The organism is Thalassotalea sp. ND16A, assembly GCF_000764205.1.
In the GTDB taxonomy this organism is placed as follows: Bacteria; Pseudomonadota; Gammaproteobacteria; order Enterobacterales; family Alteromonadaceae; genus Thalassotalea_A.
The window spans coordinates 1-13675 of the sequence record NZ_JQDZ01000100.1; the positions used below are offsets into that span (position 1 = coordinate 1).

Below are 13675 nucleotides of genomic sequence, written 5' to 3' on the forward strand. Positions count from 1 at the left end.
AGATCCATTTCAATTAAAGACTAAAATAGAAAGGAAACTGAAAGTCATATTTAAACTTATTACGGTTACACCTAATGTGAGAATAAGGATATAACCTTCGGTTACCTTTTCTTATGAGTCAACGCGCTCTTGAAAAGAGAAAAAGAGCACTAATAAGTGCTCTTCTGTCTTGTCAGACCATAACTGGTTTAGGGCATTTTTTTCATAAATTTATGATATTTATCCTGGCCTTTAACCACCCATGCCGGGGTTGACTCACCAAAGCCTTCAACTGTCAGGCTAGGATGATATTTCATCAGTTTCGCTAAAATATTTTCCTGATTTGGTTCAGCATCGACAAAAAATATGTGTTTGCCTTCGCTAAGGGTTTTTTGAAAGCGTTCAAATTCTACATTTGGTCGTTGAATGCCAATAAAACCGCCTTCCCAAGTGCAAAAACCCAGCACTATAATTGACAAAAAGACGAATGGCATCCAACCAGCAGCACTTTCTGTCCAACCCAGTAAATAAGCGGCTAACAACACGAGTATAGCGCCAGCCAATCCTACTAAAGCGCCAACTTCAGTGGAATGGACGACATCTTTTTTCAGTACAGATTCTACTTGATGTAAGTGATGAGCCTGCACATCGGCATCATTTTCACTGAGTACATGCAGCTGTGGCATGGTAAATCCATTTTCCAGAAGTTCTTGTTCTACTTCTTCCAGTTCATCCAAGTCGTTACTTAAATAATAATGGCGTACCATAAGTCCTCCAAATTTCATTATTAACAGTCATTAAACTTGTGAATAAATAAAGGCGCACAATAATTTGAGAAAATTTAATGTATGAGCCCTTAAGTATAGCAGCTTACTAATTAGATCAAGTTTTACTGAGAAAGTTCTTTGTGATCGATGATAATTATTTATGTCGACGGTATTTGGCTAAGACAATGCCATGAATTTCAAAACTGGCCTCGACTTGTGGCAATGAAATGGAGCAACTACAATTATCCTAAAAGAGGTGGGCATAATGATTGAACTTAAAATACAGACTGTCGGCGCTGGCTTGGGGGTAGAACTGCCACAAGAAGTGATTGATCAGCTGCAGGCCAAAGAGGGTGAAAGTATCTTTCTGGAAAACATGTTTAATGGCAGTTACCGGCTGGCAAAACACGATGAAAAGTTCGTTGAGCAAATGATGTTGGTCGACGGCCAAATGCATGAGGAAGATTGCTAAACGGTTAGTCTATTTCATCAGTAACACATCCTAAAGATGCCGACTTTACTGTTGCAATATATTTTCTTAATACTCCATTTGTCGCTCGGTAAGCTGGTTTTACCCAAGCGGCTTTACGCTTAGCGATTTCAGCCTCATCGATTTTCAGCTGCAAGGTGTTAGTGATTGCATTAATTTGGACAACGTCACCATTTTGGACCAAAGCAATCAAGCCACCTTCAGAAGCCTCAGGGGTGACGTGTCCAACCACAAAACCGTGAGAACCACCTGAGAATCGACCATCTGTGATTAATGCCACGTCATTACCAAGACCGGCACCCATTACCGCTGAAGTAGGTTTTAGCATTTCTGGCATCCCCGGAGCTCCCTTTGGCCCAGAATAACGGATAACGATAACTTCACCTTTTTGCACTTCCGCTGAGATCCCTTTAATTGCAGCAAATTCATCTTCATAAACTCTAGCCGGTCCCTCAAAGATTTCACCTTCTTTCCCGGTGATCTTTGCAACAGCTCCTTCTGAGGCCAAGTTACCATAAAGAATTTGTAAGTGACCCGTTGTTTTCAATGGCTTATTCAGGGGCCTGATGATATCTTGCACTAGCGGAAGGCCGGGTAAATAAGCGAGATTTTCGGCGATGGTTTTACCGGTAACGGTCAAACAATCTCCGTGTAACAACCCTTCGGCCAATAAATATTTCATTACCGCCGGGATCCCTCCGATCGCGTGTAAATCTTGCATCAAGTATTCACCAGAAGGCTTTAAATTTGCCAGCAGCGGCGTTTTGTCAGCCATATCTTGGAAGTCGTCTAAACTCAAGTCAACTCCACAAGCTCGAGCCATTGCAATTAAGTGCATAGTCGCGTTGGTCGAACCTCCCAAAATCATGATGATCCGCAATGCATTGTCGAACGCTTTTGTCGTCATGATGTCTCTTGGTTTGATGTCTTTTTCCATCAAGTTTCTGATGGCATCACCAACTTTCAATAATTCAATTTTTTTCTCATCACTTACCGCCGGGTTAGAAGAAGAGTAGGGCAAACTCATGCCCAAAGCTTCAATAGCTGAAGACATGGTGTTGGCGGTGTACATGCCACCACAAGCACCAGGACCCGGGATAGAATTTTGGATCACTCCTTTATAATCTTCATCGGAGATAACGCCCTGTAGTTTTTTGCCGTAAGCTTCGAACGCGGAAACGATGTTCAGGTCTTCACCTTTCCATTTACCGGCTTTGATAGTTCCGCCATAAACCAAGATCGCTGGACGATTTAACCGCGCCAGAGCGATCATTGCCCCAGGCATGTTTTTATCACAGCCAACGAGCGGCACAATGGCATCATAATATTGAGCACCAGCAACCGTTTCGATAGAATCCGCAATGAGGTCACGCGACACTAAAGAATATTTCATCCCTTCTGTGCCGTTTGAGATACCGTCACTGACGCCGATGGTATGAAAAATTAACCCAACCAATTCTGCGTCATTCACACTTTCTTTTACCTGTTTAGCAAGTTCATTCAGGTGCATATTGCATGGGTTTCCTTCCCATCCTGTTGAAACGATACCAACTTGGGCTTTTTTCATGTCCTCTTCTGTCAAACCCACAGCATAAAGCATGGCTTGTGAAGCCGGTTGTGATTCGTCTAAAGTGATAGTTTTTGAATATTTGTTAATTTCTGTCATCAGCTTTACTACTTTGGCCTTTAGTATCTTAAATAATAGACGTTATCGATAACAAAACTACTTAGCTCATTTAAAAACAATGAAAAAGCAGATTACCGCACAACTTCGAAAATCTACAACTGTAGATTGGCAAAAACGTGACAGTGTAAGGGCAAGACTTCGGAACCTCGTGCGTCGTGCCCTAAGACGTTGGAAGTATCCACCCGATGGTGCCGACGAAGCCATCACTCTTTGCTTAAAGCAAGCGGAAGTGTTGAGTAATTCCTGGACGAGTTAATACTCCTTAATGCTTGAAATGCAATAACTAGCATAAATTTTCTATATTTTATATATCGGGATAATATTTGTTGCATTGATGATTAACTGAGAATGAAGTAATTGGACCTAATTAATCTAATCCACTAGTCTTTAGATAACAAAAGATCCTTAAGTTGTAATACGTTTGTATAATGCGCATAATATGATCGTGTAAAGTACGAGGTTAAGCAAATGAATATTACTCTAGGTAAAGAGTTTGAAAGAAGAATTTCAGAAAAGGTTGCTGAAGGTTTATATACCTCTGCAAGTGAAGTTATTCGTGATGGCCTGAGATTACTCTTTGAACAAGAAACAGCCAAAAGTCAGCAGTTAGAAATATTGCGTCAAGAGGTATCGAAGGGATTTGAGCAATTAGCCACTGGAGAATTATCGAATCGTGGTGTCATGGATATTTTTGAACAAGCTTCATCTCCAATAAATACCGATACTGATGGCAAACTATAGATTATCGCCCTTAGCTGAAGAGGATTTATTGAAAATAATCTCATCCACTATTGAAGCTTGGGGCAATGAACAGGCAAAAATATACTCACAATCTATAGATGCTGCATTAACTAAGCTTGCTCAATATCCAGATTTTGGTCGTCAAAGAGACGAACTTTATAAAAATGCGCGAAGTTTTCCCATAGAGAAACATATCGTATTCTACCGGGTCAGTGATACAGGCATCGAGATCGCACGCATTCTCCATCAGCGTATGGACTCATCTAAACATTTTTAATGGATTCTGATAATATTGATTCATGTCAGATATTTATGTAAAGCAACTCGCGCAAATAGATGCTCGTCTTAAAGTACTTAATGAAGAGCGTCTTGCGCTATTTAATGAGCGTAAGGCGATAGTTGTACAACATGAAGCTGCTTTAGCTCAAAATTTTAATCTGCACGCTTCACCGGAAGCTAAAATTGAATTATTCCTTTCATACTTCAAAGGTCGAAGCGATATTTACCCGTTTAGGTGGGAGTCTAAAAATGGTCGGAGCGGTTACTCGCCAGCTTGCTGGAATGAATGGCAGCCGAAAATTTGCAACAAACCCAAAATAAGTTGTACCGAATGTACAAATCAAAAATTTAAAGTTCCTGATCATCAGACCATTTATGGGCATTTAACAGGCGTTCAAACCATAGGTGTCTATCCACTTTTAGCTAATAATTCAACTTACCTCTTAGCGGCTGATTTTGACAAAGAAGACTGGTTTGATTCGATTACAGCATTTGCTAAAACCTGTGAATCATTAAAAATCCCCTATTTATTGGAGCGTTCAAGGAGCGGTAATGGTGGTCACATATGGATCTTTTTTTCACAAGCGGTGACGGCAACTGATGCAAGGCGATTAGGTAATGGCTTGCTCCGTAAAACAATGGATCTTTATCCATCACTTTCTTTTGATTGTTTCGATAGGTTGTTTCCGAACCAAGATGTGATGCCCGAAGGCGGTTTTGGTAATTTAATTGCGTTACCTTTGCAGTTTGAACCGAGAAAATATAACAATAGTGTTTTTATTAATAAAGAAGGTATTGCCTATAATGATCAGTGGGCTGTTTTAGCCGCAACGGCAAAACTATCAAAAGAACAGCTTCACCAACACTTAAATGAATTAGATAATTATTCCCAGATAACTTCAGAAGAGGGTGGTAAGGTCGAGCCGTGGCAAAAATTACAACGATTAAAACATGTTGAAATAGCAGCTTGTCCACAGCAGTTAACCCTGACATTGGCAGATCAACTTTATGTACCTATCGTTGATATGCCAGGGAAACTCACATCTACATTAAAGCAATGTGCAGTCTTTTCAAATCCTGAATTTTACAAACGACAAGCACTACGCCTGTCGACTATCGGTACAAGTCGTTATATTTGTGCGGCCCACATAGAAAATGGCTACCTTATTCTGCCAAGAGGTTGTTTAAGTGATGTGATAACAATCTTATCAAATCAGCATATAAAGCTGGAACATAGAGATAAACGTTTTGTTGGCACTCAACTAGGCAAAATTAAGTTTACTGGTAAACTGAAAAGCCAACAGAAAAAAGCGGTTAACGCTTTATTCGAACAGACAAACGGGGTATTTGTTGCGTCAACGGGTTTTGGAAAAACAGTTACTGGATTAGCCCTTATTGCCAAACGAAAAGTAAACACCTTAATCTTGGTTCATAATCGTCAATTAGCGGATCAATGGCTAGAACGGATCAAAGTATTTTTGACAAATGTAGAGGTTGGCTCTTTGTTAGGTGGAAAAGATAAATTAAGCTATGAAGTTGATGTGGCAACCTATCAAAGTCTTGTTAGCCGTAACGGATTAGACATTAAACCCGCCATTGAAAAGTATGGACAAATATTGATAGATGAATGTCATCATTTGCCTGCATCAAACTATGAGTGTTTAATAAAATCAGTTAACGTTAAATTTATTCATGGATTAACAGCCACTCCTAAGCGGCAAGATGGATTAGAAAAGTTAATGCACTACCAGTTAGGTCCTGTTGTTTACAAAGCTGCAACAACCACTAGTGGTTTTGAGCAACATGTGAAAGTTAGTCAAACCGAGACACGCTTTCCACCAGAATGGATGGTACCCGAAACTAAGCCCCATATGTCTCAGGTTTATAAGCTATTGCTCTGTGATCAAGCTAGAAATGATATGATCGTTAAAGGCATAAAACAGTCAGCAGATGATGGCAGATCTGTAATGGTACTTACTGAACGAAAAGAGCATATTGAATTGCTTGCACAATTGTTAGCCGATAAAGGAATGAACGTTGTTGAGTTACACGGTGGTATTTCGACAAAACAAAGACAAGAACGCATCGCTTTCTTATCGGGCGAGGGAGATAAAGCCCAAGAATTTGAATCTACAGTTATTCTAGCTACAGGTAAATATGTCGGTGAAGGATTTGATTTACCTCATTTGGATACATTGTTTATAACGCTGCCGATAGCCTGGAAAGGGATCTTAGCGCAATATGCAGGGCGAATTCAGAGAGAGTGCAGCAATAAGAAATATATTCAAGTTTACGATTATGTTGATAATTTTCCGACTTTAAAGCGAATGTGGAAGAAACGTGAGAATGGGTATAAAGCACTTGGGTACAAGTTTGATGAGCAGAAAACTCTAGACTTTTGAAACGGTATAATTTGAATAATCTAAAAATTTGTTAGGTTATATATCTACATACTGGAGATTTAAAAAGCCTTGTAAAATAACGCTTTGAATTGGTCGGGTTAACGGGTATTTGCAACTTATGACCTTATTGATTGGGCATCAATATTTTTGAGTTTTTTTTGAATAAGACTTTGAATTGGTCGGGATGACAAGATTCGAACTTGTGACCTCACGTCCCCCAGTTTCAAGGATTATTTGAATATCCTATTCGATAAATATCAAAGCTATGTAAAACAATAACTTATGAATTTGGCGTGTTTGCCCAAATTGCATTGTTTTGCATCCTTTTGCATTTTCAAGTGCGATATATGTGCGATGAGAATTTTTATTAACTCTCAATAGGTCGTATTATGTCGAAATCAATTTCATTGTCAATTTCACCATTATGCTATAAACAACTTTTAAAGGTTTCCGGGGCAATATTGTTCGCCCCAGACCGTATAGAAGAAAGCGAATATAAAGCCATTATCAACAAACTGACCAAACAGTCGGACATCAGCACTAAAGCCCTAACAAAAATTGTAAATGACTGGTGGTTAGACAACGTACCCTACATAACGTTAAACCAGCTATACTTGCCTGGTTTAAATGTGCGCTTGTATAAAAGCAAATTCCGCAAGTCAGGTAAAAACATCAAACCGTTAAATTTTGATGAGCAGGGCGCGGTGTATTATCGTTATCGAGACACGAGTAATCAAAAGTTGCTAACCAAGAAGTTAGGGGCGTTTGCTCCTCACACTTTTAAGGTAATGATTGATACTGTTAAAAAATTAAAAGCATCAAATGAGTTGGGGATTAATTTGCTCAGCGAGCAAATGCAAGGCAACAAAGCAAATGTAACCACCATAACGCTTAACGAGTTTTTGTATGGGCCATTTCTTGAAAAAAAGATAGAAGAAAACCCCAAAACCGCCGATAAAAAAGTAAAAGTCGTAACGCGTAACTTTTCTAAGTTGTTGAATTTAAATGTTAATGAAATCAATGCAGACAAAATTAGAAGCTGGCTTAAAACAAAAGAAAGGAAACTAACACAACGCCAGATTAACGCCGGGGAAAGTCGTTGGGTACTTAAACCGTCCACTCTAAAAGAGGCAGTGTGTACCATACGTTCTTGTCTACAACTTGCAAAAGAGCAAGGTGTCATCACAGATCATGACTTGTATACACTGCCAAGATTTAAAATGGATAATGAGATCATTCGATATCTGTCTGAGCAAGAAGAGTTACGACTGTACAAAGCCATTAACAAACGCAATCTAACTAAATTAGAGCAACGGACAAGCACGATAGCTCATCGCACGGAGCGAAACTTACCCGCACCGCAACAGCTTAATGACTGTGAGTTTGCTGACCACGTTACGCCATTCATTATTCTCTTTAAAGAAACTGGCATTCGCCCAGGAACCTTGATGAACTCTAGGTGGACCGATGTTGATTTTGAATCGAGGTTTTTCCGGATCAGAAAGTCAATTGATAAAAGGGCACTTGCCAATTTTGTACCGTTAAATGATTTAGCCTTCGCCACACTCAAAGAGTGGCGAAAACATCATATACACGAGCAATGTTTATCTTCAATTGATAAAAAAGTAGATGCCTGGTTATTTCCGTCACCACGCACACCATCGCAACAGTTAACCACGATAAAAACCGCGTGGCGACGTTTAATCAAAAAAGCAAGCATTGAAAATTTCAGGTTTTACGATTTACGTCATGATTTTGCCTCAAAGATAATGATGCGCACCGGCAACATTTATTTGGTTAGTCATTTGTTGAACCACCGGCAAATTGAAACGACGAAACGATACGCCCACCTTATGGATAAATCTAAACTGCTCGCGGTACAAACATTGGATTCGTGCAGGCAAAAAGGTGCATTGCCAGAGTTTTTAAAATAAGGAATTCAATAATTCCCCTGATGTGGATCTTTTTAATGGTGAGTTATTAATTAAAGGAGAAACCATGAAAACTCACAGTAAAAATTACTACAACCCGGAGTTCACTGCAAAGCTAATAAGCCGTGTAGCCCTTTGTCTTGAACAAAAACAGGATAAAATTGTTGAACAGGAGATCTGCCAATACGGAATCCTGGATGATTTCTTATATGCTGAACATCTTAGTGAATGTTTTAGCGATATGCACCAGGACGAACGCTACGCAGCTATGCAAATCATAAGAAAAGTAATCAACTATTCGGTAGAGGCTTATGCGAAAGCTATTGATGGCGGATACTCTGAACAATATGGAAATCCTTCAGGTGTTCAGGATATAAGCCTGGATGAATTCATTGATAAAATTAAAATTGAAGAACATTATTTAGATTTTTAAATAGCAAAATACTCACCACAAATTATGACTTTATCTATAAGGTAGTTTAATTATAGATAAAGCCTTTAAGTTTTATATTTATCCTGTAATTAACTAATTGACTTTATTAGTTAATTACAGGATATTATTAGAATCATTTTGATTCACACATAAATAAAATTCTAATGGATGAGAATAAACGTTATTTAAAAAACATAAGCTTTGCGCAAAGACAGAGACTTGCTTACTTAGATTTTTTATTGATGTTCAAGGGCCGATTTTCACGGTCAGATCTCACCTCAAAATTTGAAATGGGTATTGCTAACGCGACGAGAGACATTTCAATATATAAAGAAGTCGCCCCTCAAAATCTAGAATTTGATAGTCACAGTAAACAATATCTTCAAAGTAAAAAGTTCAATTCGATTTTTGAACACGATCCTCGTAAAACACTTGTAAAGCTGGCAAATGATATATCAGATGGTTTCGATGCTATTGGTGATATCCACTTTCCAATTGAAGCACCGAGCCAACTAAATGTCCCTGACATATTAATTGTCGCCAAGCTCGTACAAGCTATTCTTAATCATCAGCCAGTAAATGTAATATACACCTCTCTATCAAGCGGGTCTGGCAGTAGAGAACTAGTCCCGCACTCAATTGTGGATAACGGCCTTCGCTGGCACGTTCGAGCATTTGATAGAAAATCCCAATCATTTAGAGATTTTGTCTTAACAAGAATTAGCAAAGTTACATCTAAGGCTAGTTGTATTGAACCTTACGAGGAAATGGTTGAGGACAATCAATGGACAAGAATAATGCCATTACAACTGGTAACACACCCACATAATGTACAACACCCAACCGCTATAGAACTGGATTACGGCATGAATAGTGGGGTATTGGAATTAAATGTTAGGGCTGCAATGGCTGGTTACTTATTACGTCGATGGAATGTCGATTGCACAGAACAGGCAACATTGGTTGGTGGTGAATATCAGCTTTGGTTACGAAATAGACAAACACTTTATGGTGCAGAAAATTTAGCAATAGCACCGGGTTATGCATAAATTTAAAATACGAAAGGACATGAACAATGTTAACTAATATGGAATTAAGTGCGCTTGTATCTACTACTAGCATTTATGTTTATTGTGGGATCATACTGCTTCTGGCGATATGGCATTTTATAAGGTTTTATTTTTTCACCAAACCTATTATCTCAGAGTTGAAAGATGCTATTAGTCGAATAAATAAGTCTGCAAGAGAAAAAGTGGCATTCCCGGAAGATTATTATGATTTTAAAGAATGGATGGATAACACAAATTACCTCAAAGACAGTTGGCGTGAGTTTGAAGAAACCTTACTGATACCTGGAGAAGACTTTGATGATGAACGGCAGGTCATATTAAATACCCACTTAACTTCCGTACACTTTAATCAAAAAAATATTTTATGGCACAGAGTAAATATGCGTTTTTACAATGCCTTGCCAAATATGTTAACAGGTTTAGGTATTATCGGTACTTTTGTCGGTTTAGCAGTTGGTATCTATATTGCGGCCCCTGGCCTGAACTCAGACAGTATTCTAGATGCTAAGGAAGCATTAAATAGACTCCTTGATGGCGCCGCACTCGCATTTATTACTTCAATAGTAGGATTAGCGTCATCCTTGGTCTTTTCATACCTTGAAAAGGGTAGGATTCATAAGTTCAATACGTTCTGTCAAAGCTTGGTATCAGAAATTGATGCTAGAGTAGAATATTTTTCGGCAGAAAGACTTGCTAGCAAGAGCCTGAATGAATCACAAAAACAATCTTTTGCACTTGAAACCTTTGCGAATGATCTTGCTGTTTCCCTTGGACAAGTTATTGAACAGCAGGTATCTAGACCTGTTGTTGAGGCAATTAATGCACTTAAAGAAGAGCAAAAGTCAGCTAATGATGAAACTTTAGAGAAACTTATTTCCGAATTTTCAAGTTCTATCACTGGAGCCGCGGGCGAAGAAATGAAAGCCTTTGCCACGACAATGGACTCTGTTAGCTCAAACCTTGAACAACAAATGACTGCTATGACAGAAAACCAATCTGAAATGCAAGAGTCGTCAAAGAGAGCTGTAGAAGATATGTCTGATGCTATGGTGCAAGGTAGTCAAAAAATTAGAGATGAGATCAGTGGTGCGGTCGCATCTCTAGCTGATGGTATCAGTAAGTCTTTAGAAGCCGTTTCTGAAAAACTAAACAATGCTGCTGAAGTTTTATCGGAAAAGCTTAGCGATAGTATAAATGGCTTTGATACAGTGCTAAATAAAATAGAAAATATCAGTGAAAAATATGAAGCTATATCAACCAATACCACTGAATTACACTCTCAACTCAACAACTCAATAGAAAAAGCTGGCGAGACAGTACAGCTAGCCGGGGAAATTAATGGCGCCTTCAATGAATCTATTACTGAGTTAACGGAATTCACTAATAGTGTCGATAGATCTGCTTCCACCATTGTGAAATCAACTGAAAATATGCATTCTCTAGTTGATCAAATTAATGGTATACAGGAAACTCTTAAAACACACTGGGATAACTATAATAGTCGTTTTGAATCTGTAGACCAGTCTTTATCAAATTCAATAACATCATTAAGTAGCGGTCTTGATGGTTATGCCAGTGCTACAAATGATTATATTCTTGGATTGGATAAACATGCCGCGCAAGTTGTGCAAGATTTAGCTTCGGCAGTTCAAGAAGTTAATGATGCAATGGAAACAATCAATGAAACCTTAGATTCTCAAAAAACATCTTTCTTAGATTCCGTAAATGTTATATCAAACCAAGCCCTGAATAATTTACAGACTTTAAGTGATAAATCGGTTCAACAGTTGTAATGATAACTAAGGAGAGTATCGATGAGTGAACATCACGATTTATTAGAAGATGAAGGAGCGGGCTACCTTATATCGGTTAGCGATATGATGTCTGGTCTTTTATTTATTTTCATTATAACGCTTGTTGCCTTTATTTTAAATTTTCAGGATGCAATTCAAAAACAAAAAAAGGTTACAGAAACCCGAAAAGAAATTGTGAGAAAATTAACCAATACCGAACAGATTAGAAGTGAGTTATTAAAAAGCATACAGGAGCAACTTCAGAGACAGAATATCATAGTTGAAGTAGACAACGAACACGGTGTTTTAAGGTTGACAGAGCAGGCTGTTTTATTTGAAACCGGCAAGGAAACTCTAGACGAAGCAAGTCACAAGAACTTACAAATAATCGGCATGGTTATGTCAAAAATATTGCCATGCTACTCCCAAATGCCGCCAGACAATTCATTATGTGTTGATATGCTCCAATTCCAAGGTACTTTAGATAGTGTTTTTGTGGAAGGTCACACAGATAATGTACCAATCAATTCATGGCGTTATAAAGATAATTGGGATCTTTCCGCTCAACGAGCTATATCAGCATATCGATATTTAGTTCCGGGGTCGGTATTAAACGATTTAGTGAATACTTCGAACCAACCAATATTTTCAGTAAGCGGTTATGGTGAAGGGCGCCCGGTAGAAGGCCATAAATATTCTGTCGCGACAAGTGATCCAACGAATAGACGTATTGATATTCGTTTTATCATGACACCACCAAGCTTAACATCTACCCAAAGAACATTGATTCAAGAAGGCGTTCAATAATGAAAACGCAATCATTATTGAAATCGATTGGAAATTTTAGTCAAGTGTCGCCTTCCTTAAGCGAATCGCTATTGGTTAATGCTGCAAAGAAAATAACTGAAGAGTTTGGTTTTTCTGCGGTCGAAGAGCCAATAAGGTACTCAATTGAAGAAGTGTTAGATAAACTTCTTCAAATTAAAAACAAAGAATTAACTTTTGAACAGTTGAGTCGGAAAGAGCATCGATTAGCGCCTTGGGCACTATTTCAAACATATAATGAAAATGAAAAACTTATTGATTCTCAAGAGTTTGTAAAGCACTTTTTAGCATATACCAAACTTCATACAGGTCAATATACAGCACCTATTCTGATACATTTATACTTACTGTACTTCCCGGTGCAGTCAGCTGTTTTTGAAAATTTAAGAACAGGTATAAAAGAAATTATTGCCTCATATGATTCCAATAAAATAGCACTTCTAAAAGCTTGGACCGAGGGAACTCTGATATTAGATCCGGGTGCTACTCTAAACTTTGCCAGAAACTGTATGACAGATGGCGTTGAAGAGACATTCAATAAATATAAATTATCTAAATCTCTTGCTACAGGGCAGTTTGCATGCTTCGGTCTTAGTCAACTATTAACATTATTAAGCTCAAGCCTCTCAAATAAAAATGAGAATGAACAAACTGAAATAATTACTTCACTCTTGGAACAATTAATTTCTAACGATGAATTACATTACCCCACACTAAGGGCTGATATAGCTGATGGTTTATTGCAGTCCTACAATATCAATAAGCCATCACATGCTATTAAAAAAGCATTGAAAGAATTTTTCATTACGTTTTATGGCGATATTAGAACTGAAAAAACACGATGGATTGGCGTTTCGGAAGAAGCCAAACAAGTTATGCAACAATGGATGGTTGAGAATACCCTTAATGACTTTTTCGCATTGTTAAGCCATGTTTCAAGAACCGATTCTCAAGCAGATCATCATTGGCGGTATAGAAAGCGTTTCTGGAACGCCTACCTTCAAAAAGGTGTGATCACCGAAGCTTGGGTTGCCCTAGGGCCTGTCGCAAATGATCAAGCGAGAAAATTCCTTAAATCAGATAAAAATGTGTATGCGAGTTTATCGGGGGCACAACGTAACCATAGTGCTTTAATAATGGTTATAGGGGATTGACATGGTTTAATGGATTCCACTACCCCAGATAAGAGATAATAGTCTTAACTGGAGATAGTAAAATGACACGTAAAAAATATTCAAAAGAATTTAAACAAGATGCAATAGCCTTAGTAAAAGAACA

The 13675-nt window shown here is 38.2% G+C and carries 13 protein-coding genes; 11 read left to right on the plus strand and 2 right to left on the minus strand.

Annotated elements, in window-relative coordinates:
• Nucleotides 1–188: 188 nt before the first annotated feature.
• Nucleotides 189–746, minus strand: a complete 558-nt coding sequence (locus ND16A_RS05215) for a hypothetical protein (RefSeq protein WP_033078459.1) — start codon at nucleotides 744–746, stop codon at nucleotides 189–191.
• A gap of 265 nt (nucleotides 747–1011) precedes the next feature.
• On the opposite strand from ND16A_RS05215, the gene ND16A_RS05210 reads away from it, so the two are divergent.
• The gene (locus ND16A_RS05210; protein ID WP_033078460.1) at nucleotides 1012–1218 is read left to right on the plus strand and encodes a hypothetical protein; all 207 of its coding nucleotides are present in this window, start codon (nucleotides 1012–1014) and stop codon (nucleotides 1216–1218) included.
• A 4-nt stretch (nucleotides 1219–1222) separates the two neighbouring features.
• Here ND16A_RS05210 and ilvD read toward each other — a convergent pair whose 3' ends face one another.
• Nucleotides 1223–2902, minus strand: a complete 1680-nt coding sequence (gene ilvD / locus ND16A_RS05205) for a dihydroxy-acid dehydratase (RefSeq protein ID WP_033078461.1) — start codon at nucleotides 2900–2902, stop codon at nucleotides 1223–1225.
• Between the two features lie 79 nt (nucleotides 2903–2981).
• Between ilvD and ND16A_RS20705 the strand changes: the two genes are divergently transcribed.
• From ND16A_RS20705 to ND16A_RS05160, 10 genes are all read left to right on the plus strand, one after another.
• Entirely contained in the window at nucleotides 2982–3179 is a 198-nt protein-coding gene (locus ND16A_RS20705; RefSeq protein ID WP_081945630.1) for a type I restriction enzyme endonuclease domain-containing protein, read from the plus strand.
• 212 nt (nucleotides 3180–3391) lie between these two features.
• A complete protein-coding gene (locus ND16A_RS05200; RefSeq protein WP_033078462.1) occupies nucleotides 3392–3664 on the plus strand; it encodes a type II toxin-antitoxin system ParD family antitoxin in 273 nt (90 codons plus the stop codon).
• A gap of 28 nt (nucleotides 3665–3692) precedes the next feature.
• Entirely contained in the window at nucleotides 3693–3941 is a 249-nt protein-coding gene (locus ND16A_RS05195) for a type II toxin-antitoxin system RelE/ParE family toxin (RefSeq protein ID WP_235282186.1), read from the plus strand.
• 22 nt (nucleotides 3942–3963) lie between these two features.
• Entirely contained in the window at nucleotides 3964–6345 is a 2382-nt protein-coding gene (locus tag ND16A_RS05190) for a TOTE conflict system archaeo-eukaryotic primase domain-containing protein (protein ID WP_033078464.1), read from the plus strand.
• A gap of 389 nt (nucleotides 6346–6734) precedes the next feature.
• On the plus strand, nucleotides 6735–8279 hold the full coding sequence (locus tag ND16A_RS05185; protein WP_052073211.1) for a tyrosine-type recombinase/integrase: 1545 nt from the start codon (nucleotides 6735–6737) through the stop codon (nucleotides 8277–8279).
• Between the two features lie 64 nt (nucleotides 8280–8343).
• On the plus strand, nucleotides 8344–8709 hold the full coding sequence (locus ND16A_RS05180; protein ID WP_033078465.1) for a hypothetical protein: 366 nt from the start codon (nucleotides 8344–8346) through the stop codon (nucleotides 8707–8709).
• A 164-nt stretch (nucleotides 8710–8873) separates the two neighbouring features.
• The gene (locus tag ND16A_RS05175; RefSeq protein WP_033078466.1) at nucleotides 8874–9758 is read left to right on the plus strand and encodes a WYL domain-containing protein; all 885 of its coding nucleotides are present in this window, start codon (nucleotides 8874–8876) and stop codon (nucleotides 9756–9758) included.
• 26 nt (nucleotides 9759–9784) lie between these two features.
• Nucleotides 9785–11572 (plus strand): anti-phage ZorAB system protein ZorA, encoded by a 1788-nt coding sequence (gene zorA / locus ND16A_RS05170; protein WP_033078467.1) that lies wholly within the window; start codon nucleotides 9785–9787, stop codon nucleotides 11570–11572.
• 21 nt (nucleotides 11573–11593) lie between these two features.
• The gene (locus ND16A_RS05165; RefSeq protein ID WP_033078468.1) at nucleotides 11594–12379 is read left to right on the plus strand and encodes an OmpA/MotB family protein; all 786 of its coding nucleotides are present in this window, start codon (nucleotides 11594–11596) and stop codon (nucleotides 12377–12379) included.
• Entirely contained in the window at nucleotides 12379–13551 is a 1173-nt protein-coding gene (locus tag ND16A_RS05160) for an EH signature domain-containing protein (protein WP_033078469.1), read from the plus strand. Before ND16A_RS05165 ends, ND16A_RS05160 begins: the two co-directional genes overlap by 1 nt.
• Nucleotides 13552–13675 lie beyond the last annotated feature (124 nt).